At 64.4% G+C, this 17867-nt stretch carries 16 protein-coding genes and 1 pseudogene; 2 read left to right on the top strand and 15 right to left on the bottom strand.

The features are described from left to right. Positions 1-40: 40 nt before the first annotated feature. The 12 genes from NMQ03_RS04460 to NMQ03_RS04405 form a co-directional block, all read right to left on the bottom strand. Positions 41-976 carry an ATP-binding cassette domain-containing protein gene (locus tag NMQ03_RS04460; protein WP_255174557.1) on the bottom strand — a complete coding sequence of 312 codons (936 nt, stop codon included), beginning with the start codon at positions 974-976 and terminating at the stop codon, positions 41-43. Between the two features lie 10 nt (positions 977-986). Continuing rightward, positions 987-2042 (bottom strand): ABC transporter permease, encoded by a 1056-nt coding sequence (locus NMQ03_RS04455; protein WP_255175535.1) that lies wholly within the window; start codon positions 2040-2042, stop codon positions 987-989. 49 nt (positions 2043-2091) lie between these two features. Further along, positions 2092-3087, bottom strand: a complete 996-nt coding sequence (locus NMQ03_RS04450; RefSeq protein WP_255174556.1) for a substrate-binding domain-containing protein — start codon at positions 3085-3087, stop codon at positions 2092-2094. Positions 3088-3339: 252 nt separating this feature from the next. Next, positions 3340-4782: a sugar porter family MFS transporter gene (locus tag NMQ03_RS04445; RefSeq protein ID WP_255174555.1), complete on the bottom strand. Its 1443-nt coding sequence runs from the start codon at positions 4780-4782 to the stop codon at positions 3340-3342. Beyond that, positions 4779-5654 carry a sugar phosphate isomerase/epimerase family protein gene (locus NMQ03_RS04440; RefSeq protein WP_255174554.1) on the bottom strand — a complete coding sequence of 292 codons (876 nt, stop codon included), beginning with the start codon at positions 5652-5654 and terminating at the stop codon, positions 4779-4781. The genes NMQ03_RS04445 and NMQ03_RS04440 overlap by 4 nt, the downstream gene beginning before the upstream one ends. A 75-nt stretch (positions 5655-5729) precedes the next feature. Continuing rightward, the gene (locus NMQ03_RS04435; protein WP_255174553.1) at positions 5730-6743 is read right to left on the bottom strand and encodes a Gfo/Idh/MocA family protein; all 1014 of its coding nucleotides are present in this window, start codon (positions 6741-6743) and stop codon (positions 5730-5732) included. 31 nt (positions 6744-6774) lie between these two features. After that, positions 6775-7686 carry a sugar phosphate isomerase/epimerase gene (locus tag NMQ03_RS04430; protein ID WP_255174552.1) on the bottom strand — a complete coding sequence of 304 codons (912 nt, stop codon included), beginning with the start codon at positions 7684-7686 and terminating at the stop codon, positions 6775-6777. A gap of 92 nt (positions 7687-7778) precedes the next feature. Further along, the gene (locus NMQ03_RS04425; protein WP_255174551.1) at positions 7779-9290 is read right to left on the bottom strand and encodes a CoA-acylating methylmalonate-semialdehyde dehydrogenase; all 1512 of its coding nucleotides are present in this window, start codon (positions 9288-9290) and stop codon (positions 7779-7781) included. 42 nt (positions 9291-9332) lie between these two features. Beyond that, positions 9333-11318: a 3D-(3,5/4)-trihydroxycyclohexane-1,2-dione acylhydrolase (decyclizing) gene (iolD, locus tag NMQ03_RS04420; RefSeq protein WP_255174550.1), complete on the bottom strand. Its 1986-nt coding sequence runs from the start codon at positions 11316-11318 to the stop codon at positions 9333-9335. 2 nt (positions 11319-11320) lie between these two features. After that, positions 11321-12259 carry a deoxyribose-phosphate aldolase gene (locus tag NMQ03_RS04415; protein WP_255174549.1) on the bottom strand — a complete coding sequence of 313 codons (939 nt, stop codon included), beginning with the start codon at positions 12257-12259 and terminating at the stop codon, positions 11321-11323. Beyond that, positions 12256-13272, bottom strand: a complete 1017-nt coding sequence (gene iolC / locus NMQ03_RS04410) for a 5-dehydro-2-deoxygluconokinase (protein ID WP_255174548.1) — start codon at positions 13270-13272, stop codon at positions 12256-12258. Before iolC ends, NMQ03_RS04415 begins: the two co-directional genes overlap by 4 nt. A gap of 190 nt (positions 13273-13462) precedes the next feature. Beyond that, complete coding sequence (locus NMQ03_RS04405) at positions 13463-13867, bottom strand: tautomerase family protein (RefSeq protein WP_255174547.1); 405 nt, start codon at positions 13865-13867, stop codon at positions 13463-13465. A gap of 149 nt (positions 13868-14016) precedes the next feature. On the opposite strand from NMQ03_RS04405, the gene NMQ03_RS04400 reads away from it, so the two are divergent. Together NMQ03_RS04400 and NMQ03_RS04395 are read left to right on the top strand one after the other, a co-directional pair. Next, positions 14017-14379: a helix-turn-helix transcriptional regulator gene (locus NMQ03_RS04400; protein WP_255174546.1), complete on the top strand. Its 363-nt coding sequence runs from the start codon at positions 14017-14019 to the stop codon at positions 14377-14379. Then, positions 14376-14858: an SRPBCC family protein gene (locus NMQ03_RS04395; protein WP_255174545.1), complete on the top strand. Its 483-nt coding sequence runs from the start codon at positions 14376-14378 to the stop codon at positions 14856-14858. Before NMQ03_RS04400 ends, NMQ03_RS04395 begins: the two co-directional genes overlap by 4 nt. Here the strand turns inward: NMQ03_RS04395 and NMQ03_RS04390 are convergent. The 3 genes and pseudogenes from NMQ03_RS04390 to NMQ03_RS04380 all read right to left on the bottom strand — a co-directional run bounded on the left by NMQ03_RS04390 (position 14816) and on the right by NMQ03_RS04380 (position 17860). Then, positions 14816-15634 (bottom strand): triose-phosphate isomerase family protein, encoded by an 819-nt coding sequence (locus tag NMQ03_RS04390; protein ID WP_255174544.1) that lies wholly within the window; start codon positions 15632-15634, stop codon positions 14816-14818. The genes NMQ03_RS04395 and NMQ03_RS04390 overlap by 43 nt on opposite strands. A 30-nt stretch (positions 15635-15664) precedes the next feature. After that, a pseudogene (locus NMQ03_RS04385) lies at positions 15665-17009 on the bottom strand (MFS transporter). 83 nt (positions 17010-17092) lie between these two features. After that, a complete protein-coding gene (locus NMQ03_RS04380; RefSeq protein ID WP_255174543.1) occupies positions 17093-17860 on the bottom strand; it encodes an SDR family NAD(P)-dependent oxidoreductase in 768 nt (255 codons plus the stop codon). Positions 17861-17867: the final 7 nt, after the last annotated feature.

Here is a 17867-nt window from a genome sequence, read left to right as displayed (position 1 = left end):
GGCCCGTCCAGTCCATACCCGGCGGGCCCGTCCGGTCCTGCTACACGTGCCGCGGGCTGCTGTCCCTTGACGGCTCGGACGTGTGGCTCACGTCGGCAACCTCGGCCTGGACTTCCTTGACCACGTCCCCATGTCCGCCGAGCTGTTCGAGCTCGTGAGCAAGCTCTGCAAGTTCTGCGCCGACGGCCATCTGGGCCGTGAGCTCGTCCAGGGTGATGTCCTTCTTGTCGTAGTAGCCGATTGACTTGCCGCGCTTGAGCAGCAGGAACCTGTCCCCGACGGGGAAGGCGTGGTGCGGGTTGTGGGTGATGAAGATGACCCCCAGCCCGCGGTCACGGGCCTGCAGGATGTAGCGCAAGACCACACCCGACTGTTTGACGCCGAGGGCCGCCGTCGGCTCGTCCAGGATGAGGACCTTGGCACCGAAGTACACGGCGCGTGCAATGGCCACGCACTGCCGCTCGCCGCCTGACAGCTGGCCGATGGGCTGTTCCACGTCGCGCAGGTCGATGCCCATGTCCGCGAGCTCTTTCTTGGTGATGTCCTTCATTGCCTGGACATCCATCCGCTGGAAGGGCCCTTTTCCGGTGGTCAGCTCGGACCCCAGGAAGAAGTTGCGCCAGATCGGCATCAGCGGCACTACCGCAAGGTCCTGGTACACGGTGGCAATGCCGGCATCCAGGGCCTCCCTGGGAGAGCTGAACTTCCGCTCCTCGCCCATGATCTGCAGCACGCCTTCGTCATGCTGGTGCAGGCCGGCAATGATCTTGATCAGGGTGGATTTTCCGGCTCCGTTGTCACCAAGGACACATGTGACCCTGCCGTTGTCCACGGCCATGGTCACGTCCCGCAGCGCCACGATGTTTCCGTAGTGCTTGCCGACCCCGTCCAAGGAGAGCAGGTGCACCGGAGTGTGCGTCAGCGGGTCCGCCTCGTTCCGGAGCAACGTCTGCTGATCGATTTGTTTGGCATTCATGTTCGGCCCCTTACTTCAGTTCAGCACGGCGTTTGACGATGAGGTTCACGATGGTGGCCAACAGCAGCATCAGGCCCAGGAAGAACTTGAACCAGTCCGGGTTCCACTGTGCGTAGACGATGCCCTTATTGGCCATTCCGAAGATGAACGCACCGATCGCGCCGCCCACGGCGGAACCGTAGCCGCCCGTGAGGAGGCAGCCGCCGATCACCGCGGCGATGATGTAAAGGAATTCGTTGCCGACTCCTTCACCCGACTGCACCGCGTCGAACGCGAAGAGGTTGTGCATGCCCAAAACCCAGCCGCAGAAGCCGACGGCCATGAAAAGCCCGATCTTGGTGGCCTTGACCGGCACGCCCACTGCGCGGGCTGCGTTCTCGTCGCCGCCGACGGCGAAAATCCAGTTGCCCACCTTGGTCCTTAGAAGCACCCAGGAGGCGACCAGGACCAGTGCGATCCAGATGAATACAGTGTTTTTTACCTCTACCCCGGCGATGTTCACGGATGAGGAAAAGACTGCTTTCGCGGAGGCAAATCCATCCATGTTGGAAATGGACGGCGACGAGACGCCGCCTCCGATCAGGCGTGTCAGGCCCAGGTTCAAACCCGTCAGCATCAGGAAAGTCGCGAGGGTGACAATAAAGCTCGGGAGCTTGGTCTTCATCAGGATCCAGCCGTTGATGTAGCCGATGCCGAGTGAAACAACCAAAGCAAGGACCACGCCAACCCATACGTTCACGCTGAAGTACCAGCTGAACATCGACGCTGTAAGGGCGGAACTGATGACTGCTACACCAGTGGAAAGGTCGAACTCCCCTCCGATCATCAGCAAGGAAACGCCCACGGCCATGATCCCGATTGTCGAACTGCCGTAAAGCACGGTGGCAAAAGCATTGGGTTGAATGAACGTCTGTGAAACTGAAGCAAAGAATATAAAGAGGACAATCGCGCCTACCAGGGCGCCGACTTCAGGCCTGCCCAATAGCTTCTGCAGTGGATTGCGTTTACCCACCCGCTCATCCGTGGTTGCTGCCGCTGGCCTCTTGAGTGTATGTGTCGCGGTCATGATGTTCTCCTTTGTGCCTGGCCGTTCCTCGTCCAGAGACACGGGGTGGTTAGCGGACGCCTTGCTGGGCAAACTGGAGCACTTTGGCTGCTGCGGCTTTGTCCACGATGGCCGGACCGGTGAGTACCGGCTGGCCGCCACCGATGGTGAAGCCGCCACGCTTGTTTTGCCAGATTGAATCGATGGCGCCATAACCCTGCAGCCACGGCTGCTGGTCCACGGTGAAGAGGATCTCGCCGGTGGCGATCTTCTGGGCAAGCTCGGCGTTCATGTCGAATGAGGCCACCTTGACCTTGCTGCCGGCGGAGCTGACAGCCTTCAGGATGGTCAACGTGTATGGGGCACCCAATCCAATGATGGCGTCAGCGTCCGCCGTTGCCTGCAGCTTTGCAGTGACGGTGGAGGATACCTGGGTCATGTCCGTGCCCGTAACGTAGAGGACTTCTGTTCCCGGAATCTTTTCCTTGACTCCAGCGCACCTGGCCTCCAGGCCAACGTGGCCCTGTTCCTGGATCACGCAGATGGGATGGGACACGGCTTCGCTCGCGAGTTTCTGGCCAACAGCGGCACCGGCGAGTTTCTCGTTTGAACCGAAGTGCGTAAAGGCGCCCAGTTGCGCGGAGACCGACTCACCGGCGTTGAGGCTGACCACCGGGATGCCGGCATCCGTTGCCTTCTTCAAGGCACTCTTCAGCGCGTCGGGCTTGGCGAGCGTGACTGCGATGCCGTCGACTTTCTGATCCACGGCCTGCTCGATCAGCTGTGCCTGGCGGCCACCTTCGGGGTCCGAGGTATAGAGGAGCTCCACGTTGTCCTTGGCTGCAGCTTCTTCGGCCCCCTTGCGCACGATGTCCCAGAAGGTATCGCCGGGAGCCGCGTGGGTAATCAGCGCAACCTTAATCCTGTCAGTGGTGGCCGCCTGTCCGGCGCCGGCGGCCTTGCCGCTGTCGGCAGGCTTACCGCCCTGGGTGGAACAAGCACTGAGAGCCATCATCGGAACAACGGCCGCCACCAGGACCGCCTTGCGCCACGAAAACTTCTTCACGATTAATCTCCTTTGATTTTCTGGCTGAACCCACGCTTCCTTACGTGGGTTGAATTGCCTTCCCCACGATCATGGTGATGCGACTCACAAAAGTCAATACTTTGTCCTGTCATTAGCATGTTCTGACGTAATGAAGGGTTACTTTGGGGCGTCCAAGTCGCTGCTGCAGGTACTGCGGCCAGCCAAAACGCAGGATGCCCCGTTGAGACAAGCTCAACAGGGCATCCAAAAAGTGCTCGAGACGATGGTTCGCTAGAAGGCGCGCCGGCTCCCGGCGGTGTCAGGTTCCCTTCCTGCCACATTTTTGAAGTAGTGCTCCAGGTCCTCCAGGCTCTTGTCCTTGGTTTCGGGCACGTACCTGGCGGCAAAGGCGATGGCGCCCACCCCCAGCACGGCGAAGACGAAGAACGTGTTGGAGATCCCAATGGCGGCCAGCAGCTGTGGGAAGCCGAATCCAATCAGGAAGTTCACGATCCACAGCAGGAACGCGGAGGCGCCCATGCCCAGGCCACGGATCTTCAGCGGGAAGATTTCCGAAAGCATCAGCCACGTCACCGGGGAGATGGCGCCTTGCTGGAAGGCCAGGAACGTCACGGTGAGGGACAGGATGACGAACCCGCGGGCTGAGCCTTCAGGCAATATCAGGGAGAAGAGGCCGATGAGCAGCAGCGCCGCCGTGGTTCCCACCTGGCCGGTGATCAGCATCCTGCGCCGGCCCACCCTGCCCAGCAGCCAGATCCCGACGAACGTGGCCAGGACCGAGATGGCGCCGTTGGCGATGTTGGCCGTCAGCGCCGCCTCCCGGCCAAAACCGGACTGCGACAGGATCTGCGTTCCGTAATACATGATCGAGTTCACGCCGGTGATCTGCTGGATCACCGCAAGGCCGAGGCCCACGAAGAAGATCCGGCGCAGCCACGGGATGCCCAGGTCCTTCCAGGAGCCCATCTTGGACTTGTAGTCCTCCACCGCCATGGCTTTGACTTCTTCGAACTCCCTGCGTGCCTCCTCCTGCGAACGGATCCGCTGCAGCACGCTGAGGGTCTCCCCGAAGCTGCCAATGGAGGCCAGCCAGCGGGGGCTCTCCGGCATGAAGTTCATCCCGATCCAGAGGGCGATGGCCGGCAGGGTGGCGATGACCAACATCCAGCGCCAGATGCCGCCGGCTTCACCAAAGGTGTTGCCCAGGTATGCGTTGAAGATGAAGGCGAGCAGCTGCCCGGTGACGATCATGAGTTCGTTCTGGGTGACAATCCGGCCGCGCCGGTTGCTGGGCGATACCTCGGCCAGGTAGACGGGAACAGTGACGGATGCGCCGCCCACCGCCAGCCCTAGGATGAACCGGGCGGCGATCATCACTTCGGTGTTTGGCGAGAACGTGCAGCCCAGCGTGCCCAGGAGGAAGATGACCGCAAGGACCATGATCATCCTGCGCCGGCCGTTGCGGTCTGCCAGTCGGCCGCCGAACAGGGCACCGAAGGCGGCACCGAACAGCAGCGACGAGGTCACCAGGCCCTCGGTCAGCGGGGTGAGGCCCAGATCCTCCTGCATGTACGGCAGGGCGCCGTTGATGACGCCGGTGTCGTAGCCGAACAGCAGCCCGCCGAACGTGGAGATGATGGTGGCCGTCCGCAGCGCCCGCTGGTGGCTGCCCGGCTGCTTTACAGTTGCCTTACCGGAAACAGTCGAACTCATACGCTGACCTTTTGGACGTACTGCTTCATGGTCTCCAGCTGGTAGCGGGAGACCTCCTCGGCATTTTCATTCTCGGCAAAGACGCTGGAGACCATCACAGTATTCTCGCGGTCCAGGAAGCCGATTTCCTTCAGGCCGCCGAAGAACTCGTCCCAGTTCACGTCGCCGTCGCCGATCTTCAGGTGCTGGTGCACCCGGACCGGGTTGCCTGGCGGGTTGGTGATGTAGCGCAGGCCGTGTGAGGCGTGGTGGTCCATGGTGTCGGCCACGTGGACCAGGCGAAGCTTGTCCCCGGCGGCCCGCATGATATCCAGCGGCGAGTTCTTCATGTGGAAGCTGTGGGACGCCACGTAGACCATGCCCACGTTCTTTGAGTTCACGCCGCGGATCACGCGGATGGCGGCAAGGCCTTCCTCCACGAAGTCGTCAGGGTGGGGGTCGATCAGCAGGTCGATGCCCTCACGCTCGATGATGGGCAGCAGTTCCTCCATGGAGCGGTAAAACGCCCGCTCGGACTCCTCGGCCTTCTCGGGCTTACCGCTGAACTCGCTGTTCATGGTGCTGACGCCCAGGTCAACGGTGATCTGGATGGCACGTTTCCAGTAGCGGACGGCTGCTTCGCGGGCATCCTCGTCCGGGCCGGACCAGCGGAGCACCGGCAGGACCGAGGCAATCTCGATTCCGGCGTCGCGGCAGGCTTTTTTCAGCTGGCCCACCAGGTCGTCGTCCGCCTTGGGGTGGTTGAAGAAGGGGATGAAGTCCGCGTGCGGGGTCATCTGCATGTACTTGTAGCCAAGGTCCGCCACCACCCTGGGGAATCCCAGCAGGCTGTGCGAGTGGTGGAACGGGGTGGGGTCAAGTGCGATTTTCACGAAAAACACTCCATTGTGGATAAGTCAGGGGAACGGAAAAGGGGACGGAAATGGCTCCGTCCCCCTTCTCCTGTCCTACTTGTAGAGGTCGGGCTTTGCGGCCAGCTTCACGGCGACCTTTTCGCCGTTCTTCTGCGCTTCGACGCCTGCTTCGCAGCACGCTGCGGTGGCGTACCCGTCCCAGGCGGAGGGGCCGCCGATGTCGCCCTTAAGTGCCGCGTCAACCCAGGACTGGATTTCGACGTCGTACGCTGCCCCGAACCGCTCCTCGAACCCGGGGGTGACGTTGCCGCCCCAATGGCCGGCGCTGCGGGTGTAGGGTCCCTTGTCGCCGCCAATGCTGACGATGCCCTCTTCGAAGGAGGCCTGCGTAGCCACCTCGTAGCCGAACTTGGCGTTGACATAGATTTCGACGTCGGCCAGGACGCCGGACTCGGTCTCCAGCAGGACGTGCTGCGGATCGTGCTGGCCGTTCGGGGCGTTCTTGGTGGCCTTGCCCAGGCGGACCTGGACGCTGGTGATTTCCTCGCCGGTGAAGAACCGGATGGCGTCGAATTCGTGGACCACGGAGTCGTTGATCAGCATCTCGTTGGTGAAGCCCTCGGGGGTGCCCGGGTTGCGGTGCTGGTGGTGCAGCATTAGCAGTTCGCCGAGTTCGTGGTTGCGGATGATCGAACCCAGCGTGGCGTATTCGGCGTCGAAGCGGCGCATGAAGCCCACCTGGATCCGCTGATGGCCCAGTGCCACCTCGGCTTCGACGATTTTCCAGGAGGATGCGGCGTCGGGGGTGAGGGGCTTTTCGCAGAGGATCGGAATGTCCCTGGCGAGGGCCTTGAGCAGGATGTCCTCGTGCAGGAAGCCGGGGGTGGCGATCAGGACGGCGTTGACGTCGCCGTTGTTGAGGGCCTCTTCGGCATCGGCGAGGGCCACTGCGCCGGGGATGCCTTCGATGGCGGCCTGGGCGCGGGCAAGGTCGACGTCGACGACGGCGGCAACTTCAGCTCCATGAATGCGCTTGTTGAGGCGCTGGATGTGGTCGGCGCCCATGCGGCCTGCGCCGATGACGGCGACGCGGAGGGTTTCAGTCATTGTTTTGTTCCTTTTGGTGTCTGGGACGGGGCTAGCTGACGGCGGTGCGGGAGCCGCAGGACAGCAGGTAGTTGCGGGTGCGCTTGGCAATGGGCATCGGTACATCGAAGGCCACCGGATACATGTCCTGTTCCACGATGCCGAAGATGGGCCGGTTGAGCGCCTCCACCGCTTCGATGACCGCGCGCAGGTCGGGCAGGCCGTTGGGCGGTTCGGTCATGACGCCGGCCAGGTTGGCGGCGGCCCACGTCATGTCTTCCTCGTTCACCTTCCTGAGGACGTCCGGGTTGATCTGCTTCAGGTGCAGGTAGCCGATTCGGTCCGGGTAGTTCTTGATCAGTTCCAAGCTGGAGGCGCCACAGTACTCGGCGTGTCCGGTGTCCAGGCAGAGGTTCAGGTACTGGGGATCGGTGGCTCCGAGCAGCGTTTCGATGTCCGCCTGCGCGCCAACGTGGGAGTCGGCGTGGGAGTGGAACTGCTGCTTCAGGCCGAAGTCCTCGATCAGGGTCTTGCCCAGGCGGTTGTGGCCGGCGAACAGGTCGTTCCAGGCCTTTTCACTCAGCGTGCCGCTTTCCACGGCTTCACCGGTGACGTCATCGCGCCACATGGCGGGGATGACCACGATATGCTCGCCGCCCATGGCCGCGGTGAGCTCGGCGACCTTGCGGGCCGGTTCCCAGGCGGTTTCCCACTGGTCCAGGCCGCGGTGGAAGGCGGTAAACACCGTGCCGGCGGAGATCTGCAGGTCGCGCTGCTTCAGCTCCTCCGCCAGGCGGGTGGGGTCGGTGGGCAGGTAGCCGTACGGTCCGAGTTCGATCCACTTGTAGCCGGATTCGGCCACCTCGTCGAGGAAGCGTTCCCATGGGGTCTGCTTCGGATCGTCCGCGAACCAGACACCCCAGGAGTCCGGCGCCGTGCCGATGATCAACTTGTTTTCAGTCATGACAGCGTTGTCCTTTTCTTTGCATCGATTGCTCCGTAACCGCCCTTTTGGACGCTCATAACGGCGGTTACGGAGCAATCGACGGGGGTGTCCTAGTTGGAGGGGAAGTTGTAGGAGGCGCCGGAGGCGTGGTGGGTTTCGGGCCAGCGGGAGGTGACAACCTTGCCGCGGGTGTAGAAGCTGACGCCTTCGGGGCCGTAGATGTGCTTGTCGCCGAAGAGGGAAGCCTTCCAGCCGCCGAAGGAGTGGTAGGCCACCGGGACGGGCAGGGGCACGTTAATGCCGATCATGCCCACGGTGACGCTGCGCTGGAACTTGCGGGCGGCGGCGCCGGAGGAAGTGAAGATGGCGGTGCCGTTGCCGTAGGGGTTGGCGTTGATCAGCTTGATGCCGTCTTCGAGGGTGTCGACACGGACCACCACCAGGACGGGTCCGAAGATTTCCTCTTGGTAGGCAGTCATTTCGGTCTTGACGTGGTCGAGCACAGTGGGGCCGACCCAGAAGCCGTTCTCGTGCCCGGGGACCACCAGGTCGCGGCCATCCACCACCATGGCGGCACCTGCGGCCTCGGCTTCGGTGACGATCCTGACGATGCGGTCCTTGGAGGCGGGCGTGATGACGGGGCCCATTTCGGCGTCCGGCGCGGTGCCGTTGTTGACCTTGACGGCCAGGGCCCGCTCTTCGACCTTCTTGACCAGCAGGTCCGCGGCCTCACCGACGGCGACGGCCACGGAGATGGCCATGCAGCGTTCCCCGGCGGAGCCGAACGCGGCGGCGGCGAGGTGGTCGGCGGCGTTGTCCACGTCGGCGTCGGGCAGGATGATGGCGTGGTTCTTCGCCCCGCCCAGGGCCTGGACGCGCTTGCCGTGCTTGGTGGCGGTCTCGTGGACGTACTGGGCGATCGGAGTGGAACCGACGAAGGAGATGCCGTCCACGTCCGGGTGGGTCAGCAGCCCGTCAACGGTTTCCTTGTCGCCGTGCAGGACCTGGAACACGCCGTCCGGCAGGCCGGCTTCCTTCCAGAGCTTGGCCAGCAGCAGCGAGGCGGAGGGATCGCGCTCCGAGGGCTTGAGGATGAAGGCGTTGCCGGTGGCGATCGCCATCGGGGCCATCCAGAGCGGCACCATGACCGGGAAGTTGAACGGGGTGATACCCGCCACGACACCGAGGGGCTCGCGGAAGTTGAAGACGTCGATGCCCGTGGAGACCTGGTCCGAGTAGTCACCCTTGAGGAGGGTGGGGATGCCGCAGGCGTACTCGATAACTTCCAGGCCACGGCCGATTTCACCCTTGGCGTCGGAGATCACCTTTCCGTGCTCAGCCGTGACCAATTGGGCCAACTCTTCGACGTGGGCGGCGACCAGTTCCCGGAACTTGAACAGCACCGCGGTGCGCTTGGCCAGGGAGATGTCGCCCCAGGTGTCGGCGGCCTTGCGGGCGGCAGCGACGGCGGTGTCCAGGTCGGCGCGGTTAGCCAGGCGCAGGGTGGCGGAGACGTCACCGGTGGCCGGGTTGTACACGTTGGTGGTGCGGGCACCCTCGCCGGCGGTTTCGGCACCGTTGATGAAGTGGTTAATGACGGTTTCGGTGGTGGTGGCAGTCATGGGACTCTTCCTTGAGCATTCGAAGGGGATGAAGATGAGGGGTCAGCCGAGCAGTTTGCGCTGGCGGTTCTTGTGGTCGACGTAGGTCTGGAAGGCCTGTTTAGTGGATTCCAGTTCGGCGACCTGGGAGACGGGGACGTCCCACCAGGACTCGGAGGACGGCGCGTCCAGGAGGGGGTCGGATTCGACGTGGATCAGGATCGGGCCACTGTTCTCCGGGGCGGCCTTCGCGTCGCGGATGGCCTGTTCGAGTTCAGCGATGACCTTCTCCCCCGGTTCGATCCGGATGACCTTCACGCCCAGGGACTCGGCGTTCAGGGCCAGGTCCACGGGCAGGGTCTCACCTTCGTCGAAGCTGTGCTGTTCCTCGTTCAGGGCCCGGTACTGGGTGCCGAACCGCTGGGACCCGAGGGATTCGGACAGGGAGCCGATGGAGGCGTAGCCGTGGTTCTGGATCAGGACCACGATCAGTTTGATGCGTTCGGCGACGGCGGTGACCAGTTCGGTGTGCATCATCAGGTAGGAGCCGTCCCCCACCATTACGACGACGTCCCGCACCTGGGCGGCTTCCCCGCCAAGGGCGCCTGCCGCCGTCGTGCCGGCCGCTTCGGCGATCGCTGCACGCTTGACGCCCAGGCCGCCGGGGATCTCGTAGCCCATGCAGGAGTAGGCGTATTCGACGTGGTAGCCGAACGGGTCCCGTACGCGCCACATCTTGTGCAGGTCCCCGGGCAGGGACCCGGCCGCGCAGACGACAACGTCGCGGGGATCCATGGCCCGATTGGTGGCGCCGATGATCTCGTTCTGCGCCGGCAGCGGCGTGGAGCGGGTGTCGAAGGCTTCGTCCACCGTGGCGTTCCAGCGCTTCTTCTCCGCGGCGATCTTCTGTTCCAGGTCCGCCCCGACCCGGTAGCCGCCCAGGGCGGCGTTGAGCTTCACCAGGGCCTTGCGGGCGTCGGCGACGATCGGCAGCGTGGTGCCGTGCTTGTAGGCGTCGATCGGGGCGACGTTGATGTTCACGAAGCGCACATCCGGGTTCTGGAACGCGGTCCGTGACGCGGTGGTGAAGTCCTCATAGCGGGTGCCGATGCCGATGATCAGGTCCGCCTCGGCAGCGATGGCGTTGGCCGCCGTCGTGCCGGTGGAGCCAATGGCACCGAGGGAGAACTGGTGGTCCCAGGGCAGGACGCCGACGCCTGCCTGGGTGTTGCCCACCGGGATCCCCGTCAGCTCGGCAAACTTGGCCAGTTCCTCGTTGGCGTAGGCGTAGAGAACGCCGCCGCCGGCGATGATCAGCGGACGCTTGGCGGCGCGGATGGCTGCGGCGGCCCGGGCGATGTCCTCGTCGTCGGCGTCGGGGCGGCGGATCCGCCATTCCCGCTCGGCCAGGAACTCGGCGGGGACGTCGAAGGCCTCGGCCTGGACGTCCTGCGGCAGCGAAATCGTGACAGCGCCAGTCTCGGCCGGGTCCGTGAGGACGCGCAGGCCGTGGTGGAACGCCGAGAACAGCTGCTCCGGACGGTTCACCCGGTCGAAGAACTTGGACAGCGGCCGGAACGCGTCATTAACGGTGATGTCGTATGCGTACGGCTGCTCCAGCTGCTGCAACACCGGGTCAGCGGCGCGGGTCGCGAACGTGTCGGACGGCAGCAGCAGGACAGGGAGCCGGTTGGTGGTGGCGAGCGCGGCACCGGTGAGCAGGTTGGAGGAACCCGGGCCGATGGAGGTGCTGATGGCGTAGGTCTGGCGGCGGCGGGTGTGCCGGGCGTAGCCAACTGCCTGGTGGACCTGGGCCTGTTCGTTCCGGCCCTGGTAGTACGGCATCAGGGCCGGGTCCAGCTGCTGGTACTGCTTCAGCGCCTGTCCCACGCCGGCCACGTTGCCGTGCCCAAAGATCCCGAACGTGCCCGGAATGAGCCGCTCACGGTAGTCAACGCCGCCCACCGTGTCCACGGTGTACTGCCGGGAAAGGTATTCGACGACGGCCTGCGCCACCGTCATTCTGCGCGTTCCTGTTGTTGTGCCCATGGCTAGTTCTCCGCGAGTTCAGTGGTGTGGTGCAGGAGCGAGGCTGCCGCGGCAACAGCGCCGGCGACGTCCCCGTCCGCGGGATAGAGCAGGGTCCGGCCGACGGTGAGGCCCTGGACCCCGGGCAGAGCCAGCGCGGCACCCCAGGTGGCGAAGACCTCGTCCTGGGACCCGTCCGGGTCACCGCCCAACAGGACGGTGGGCATGGTGGTGGCGGCCATGACGCGTTCCATTTCGGCCACCACGGGCACCTTCATCCAGGTGTACGCGCTGGTGGAGCCCAGGCCCTCGGCGATGGCGATGGACTTGATGACCGCGTTGGGAGACAGGTCGTTATGGACCCGGCCGTTCTCGCGGACCGACAGGAAGGGCTCCACCATGGCGATGAGTTTCCGCTCTGCCAGCGAGTCGATGGCCTTCGCTGTCGCTTCCAGGGTCACCACGGTGTCCGGGTCGCCCAGGCAGATACGGGTCAGCATCTTGCCGCCGTCCGCACCAAGGGCCGCCAAAGCGGCGGCGGTGTGGCCGGTGAAGCGGTCATCGAACTCGTTCACCAGGCCGGACAGCCCCCCGCGGTTCATCGATCCGAACACCAGCTTGCCGTCCAGGGCGCCCAACAGCAGAAGGTCGTCCATGATGTCCGGGGAGGCCAGGACACCGTCAACGGCCGGGTTGGCCAGGGCAATCTGGAGCCGGTCCAGCAGCTGCCGGCGGTCCGCCATGGCCACCGGATCGCTGCCGACAGCCAGGGCGCCGCGGGCGGGGTGGTCGGCGGCGACGATGAAGTTCTGCCGGCCGGCCTTCACGCCGGGGTGGCGGCGGCGTGCCTTCGCGGCACGGGCCACGGCGTCCGGATCTTCCAGGCGGATGGTGCTCAGGTGCTCGTAACGGCGGGGATCATCATCCACGGCGTGGTTCGAGGCAAGGGAGGTGAGGGTCACAGTGCTGCTCCTTCGGGAATGGAAGCGCCGGAAACCGCACCCGGCACGGTACGTCCGCGTTCAGCCAGCAGCAAGGTGACCTCGTCCGGCGTCGGCATCGCATCGGCGCAGGACAGGCGGGAGGCCACAATGGCACCGGCGGCGTTGGCGTAGTCCAGGACCTGTTCCAGCGGCCAACCGGACAGCAGCCCGTGGCAGAAGGCGCCGCCGAAGGAATCGCCCGCACCCAGGCCGTTGAGGGTTTCCACCGGGACGGGGGCCGAGACCACGCGCTCGGTGCGCGTCTTGGCCATCACGCCTTCAGCACCGAGCTTTACGACGGCGATTTCCACGCCGGCGGCCAGCAGCCGGTCCGCCTGCTCATCAGGGGTTCCCTCCCCCACGGCCACGGCGCATTCCTTGTCATTGCCGATGGCGACAGTAACGTGCGGGAGGATCCTGGCCACCTCTGCGCGGGCTTCCTCTTCGGACGCCCAGAACATGGGACGGTAGTCCAGGTCCAGGACGGTGAACTGTCCCCCGGCCAGGCCGGTCCGGGGACGGGCCTGGTGCGCGGCGATGTGCGCGGACCGGGAAGGCTCCTGGCACAGGCCGGTCACCGTGGACCAGAAAATACCGGCCTCGCGGATGGCACGCAGGTCCAGCTCTTCAGCCATGATCTGCAGGTCCGGAGCGGTGGGGAAACGGCCGTAGAAGTACAGCGGGAACTCGTCCGTGGCGGGCTTGATTGCGCAGAATGTCACCGGTGTCTGCAGGCCGGCAACCGGCGTGACAAAGGTGTCGTCGACGTTGAACTTGTGCAGTTCCCGGTGGAGGTAGGTGCCGAACGCATCGTCCCCGGTGCGGGTGATGACGCCGGTCCGGCGGCCGTGCCGGGCAGCGGCAACGGCGACGTTGGACGGTGAACCGCCAAGGTATTTGCCGAAGGAGTTGACGTCCTCCAGGCCAACCCCGATGTCGTTCGGGTAGATATCAACGCTGATGCGCCCGATCGTAAGAAGCTCGTGGGTCACGGGAATCGTGGACCTTTCTGGTGTGGAACTCGGATCCTTTGAGGAGCAGGAGTTCCGGGACTGGCAGGCCGTGGCGTGGGCCACAGGGACTACTTTGCCCTAGATTGAATGTCCTGTCAAAAGTTTGTACTGACATACTTACAACAAGCGTTGAAACGTGCCCATCCCGCTACAAATCGGCACATCCGCACTACTTCCGGGGAACGGCCAACTCGCCGGTCACGTACTGGGCGCGGCCAAACCCGAAGGACCAGTCGCCGGCAGTGTTTTCGACATAGCCAATGAAGACGTCCTCGTAAGCAACCCCCACTGCCGCAAGCTTTTCAGCCACCGCAGCAAAGAGCCGCTGCTTCGCCTCCTGGGATCGGCCGCCCTGGGTGAAGATCTGGATCATCACCACTCCCCCGGTGCGCTCGAAGCCCAGCCCGGCGTCCTGGGCGAAGATCTGGCCCTGCGCGTGTTCGGTGAGGATGTGGAAGTAGTCCCGCTCCGGAATGCCGTATTCCGCAAGGATGGCATCGTGGATGCCGCGGCTCAGCTGCTGCAGCTCATCGGCAGTGCGGCCTTCGTTGACGTCAATGCGAACCAATGGCATGAAGCTTCTCCCTCTAATAGTTTGTATTGACATACTAACAAACATATTTTTGGCCAAGCAAGGCCCCTCTTGCGGTGGAAACCAGAGCGGGCTTAGCATTGATCAACCGAAAGGTTGATAAACGTTTATCTTGATTAAGAGGAGGGGGAATGGTGGCGTATGACGACTCGGCTTTGGACGTGGCTTTCCTTGCCCTGGCCGACCCCGTTCGTCGACGCATCATTGCCCGGTTAAGCCGTGGTCCGGCCACCGTTAACGAGCTGGCCGAGCCCTTCGAGATTTCCAAGCAGGCAGTCTCGAAGCACATCCAGGTACTCGAGCAGGCGAAATTGGTCACCCGCAGCAGGGACGCCCAGCGCAGGCCCGTTCACCTGAACCCCGCACGGCTGGAGGCGCTCACGGCTTGGATCGACCAGTACAGGCTGGTCCGCGAAGGGCAGTTCCGCAGCCTCGATGCGGTGCTTGAATCCAGCGCCGGGCAAACGGCGCCAAAGGCAAAGGACAGGAAATGACCAACCAACTGAAGATCACCGCCCCCGAGGGACTCCCCTACATCGACTTTGAGCGGGAGTTCGACTTTCCGGTGGCGGACGTGTTCCGGGCCCACAAGGACCCGGAACTGGTGGCCCAATGGCTCGGTCCGCGGGGCATGAAGATGGAAATGGACCACTACGACTTCCGTACCGGCGGGAGCTACCGGTACATCCATACGGGTCCGGAGGGGGTGCCGTACGAGTTCCGTGGCATCTTCCACACGGTGCGCGAGGACGAGTTCGCCCTGCAGACGTTCGAGTTCGGCGGTTATCCGGACTCGGTCAGCCTGGAGTCCATGACGTTCGAGGCGCTGGACGGCGGCCGGTGCAGGCTGCGGGGCCACGCCATGTACCAAAGCATGGAGGCCCGGGACGGCACGCTGCACTCAGGCATGGAGGGCGGCATGTCCGAAGGCTATGAGCGGCTGGACGAGCTGTTGGCGGGCGCGTCGGTCTGACGCAGGAGGAGGGCTTCGTCCAGCACGCGGCCAAGGTTGGCGGCATCGTGGGCGAAGCGGCCCAGGAAGAGTCCGTCCGCGGCGGGCAGGCGGGGAAGCAGTCCGGGCCCGGCGCTGCCGCCGTAGATCAGCGGGCAGGCAGGGCCAAGCGTTGCGCGGATCTGCGCCAGGACGGCGTTGACGTGGTGCGGTGGGGCGGGCTCCTGCGCACCGATGGCCCAGACAGGCTCGTAGGCCAGGACCAGGCGGTTCAGCAGGGCCGGGTCACCGTCCGTGGCGGCGCGGACCTGCTCCACGCAAAAGGCGGCGGCAGCTCCGGCGTCGAGCCTGTCCGGCTCGCCGATGCAGAGCAGCGGGGTGAGGAAATGGCCGACGGCGGCACGCACCTTGCGAGCCACCACGGCGTCGTCCTCGCCAAACAGCCGGCGGCGCTCGGCATGGCCGATCTCGACGAGTGAGACGCCGAGTTCGGCCAGCATGCCGGGGCTGACTTCGCCGGTCAGCGGCCCGTCGTCCCAGGCGCAGTTCTGTGCGCCGAGGAGTACGGGCGAACCTGCCAGGATCCGCGCGGCGGGCTCCAGGACAGGGAAGGACGGGATGACGAAGACCCGGACCGGGGACTCCGTGGCGGAAGCCTTGCCCAGTCCGGGCCTGTCATCGACGATGGAACGCACCTCCGACAGCCAGCGCAGGCTTGCCTGGTAGCCCAGGTACATCTTGGTGCTGACACCGATGTAGAGGGGGCCCTTGCCTGTGCTGCTGCCGGAGGTGCTCATGGTTTCCTTGCGTGGATGGTGGTGGTGTGCTCAGTCGAGCAGGTCGTCGGCCTTGTTCTTGAACCGCCTGGTGGCGAACATCATCGCTGCCGCCACGAACGGCAGGACGCCCAGGGCATAGACGCCCATGGACCCCGTGGGCGACTGCGTGGCTTCGTTGACTGCGGTTCGCAGGATGGGCGCCACGAAGCCGCCCAGGTTGCCCAGCGAGTTGATCAGTCCAATGCCTGCCGCGGCAGCGGAACCGGCGAGGAACGCGGTGGGATATGACCACACCACGGGGCCCACTGCCAGGAAGCTGCAGACTGCCAGGGTTATGAAGATCATGCCCAGGACCGGCTGGTGGTTGGTTCCCGCCCATGCCGAGCCGAAGATGCACAGGCCGGTGGAGATGAACAGGATGGTGCCGAACTTGCGGCGCTTGGCCACGGTGTTTGCAGCCTTGCCGATGAAGTAGCAGGAGAAGATACCGAAGAACCACGGCACCGCGATGAGCAGGCCGACGGCGAGCCCCACTTTCTGCCCGGTCAGGGAGGACACCTGCTGCGGCAGGAAGAACGTCACACCGTAGACAGCGATCTGCAGGCAGAAGTAGATGACGGTGAAGTACCAGACGCGGCCGTTGCGCATGGCGGCGAGGATACCGCGGGGCCCCGTCTCGTCCTTGATGTTGTCTTCAAGTGCCATGACCTCCTTCAGCGCGTACTTCTCCTCCCCGCTGAGGAATTTGGCCTTCTCCGGGCCGTTGATCAGGAAGAAGAAGGCCGCGATGCCTGCCAGGACGGCGAGCAGGCCTTCGACGAAGAACATGACCTGCCAGCCGCGCAGGCCCGGCACCTGGTCGCCAATGTTGATCAGCCAGCCGGACAGCGGGTTGCCGATCATCTGGGAGAACGGCTGGGCCAGGTAGAAGATGGCGAACATCTGGACCCGCACCTTGTTGGGGAACCATTCGGCAAGGTACATGATGACGCCGGGGAACAGGCCGGCCTCGGTGACGCCGAGGAGGAAACGCAGGATCACGAACGAGGTCTCGCCCTGCACGAACGCGAAGCACGCGGAAACGATGCCCCAGGTGATGGCAATGCGGGCCAGCCAGATCTTGGCACCCACCTTCTTGAGCAGCAGGTTGCTGGGGATCTCGAAGATGGCGTAGCCAATGAAGAAGATGCCGGCGCCGAGGGCGAAGGCCGCCGCGGACACCCCCTTGTCCGCCCCCAGGGCCGCCTCGGCAAAGCCGACGTTGGTGCGGTCCAGGAACGAAACGACGTAGAGGATGACCAGCATCGGCATGGTAGCGGGCCGCCTTGGAAATCGCGGACTTCAGGACCGGACGGGCCAGGAGTTCCTTGGATGTTGCGGTGGTTTCTGACACAACACTCTCCTTCGAGTGGTGACGTTGGTGGTTCCCCGCAGGCCGGCGGCCTGCGGGGCTTGTGGCATCCGGTGCGGATGCCGTCAGTGCATGTACAGGCCGCCGTCGACGTTCAGCGTCTGGCCGGAAATGTAGCCGGCGTCCTCGCCGATGAGGAAGGAAATGGCCGCCGCGATGTCGCGGGTGGTGCCCACCCGGTTCACCACCAGGTCCTTCACGAGTTCATCCTTGCGTTCCTCGCTGAGGGTGCCGCCCATGATGTCGGTGTCGATCGGACCGGGTGAGATGGCATTGACCGTGATGTCGTACTCGCCCAGTTCGCGGGCGGTGGCGCGGGTCAGGCCGATGACGCCGGCCTTCGCCACGGAGTACGGGGTCTTGCTGAAGGTTCCGCCGCCGCGCTGCGCGGAGACGGAGGAGATGTTGACGATCCGACCCACCCGGTTCCTGGCCATCGATTCGGCCGCCCGGCGGGTGGCGTAGTGGACGCCGTTCATGTTGATGTTCACCACGCGGTCCCACTCGGCGCTGTCGAGCTCCAGGTAAGGAACCGGGGAGCTGACGCCCGCGATGTTTGCCAGTGCCACCAGTTGGGGAAGCTCGGCTTCGATCTCGTCGATGGCGGCACGCACCGAGGCTTCGTCGCCGATGTTGGCACCGGCGCCGTGGGCTTTGACGCCATGCTTTTCGGCCAGTTCCTTGGCCAGGTCCTTGCTGGCGGCATCGTCAAGGTCGATCACGCCGATGTTCCAGCCGCGCTCGGCAAGGTACTCCGCTGTGGCGCGGCCGATGCCGCGCTCAGAGACTGCACCGGTGACGATCACCGTGCGCTCTGCGGGGAAAACTGTCATGGAATGT

It is taken from the genome of Arthrobacter sp. DNA4, assembly GCF_024362385.1.
Lineage (GTDB): Bacteria > Actinomycetota > Actinomycetes > Actinomycetales > Micrococcaceae > Arthrobacter.
This window is presented reverse-complemented; position numbering and strand designations above follow the sequence as displayed.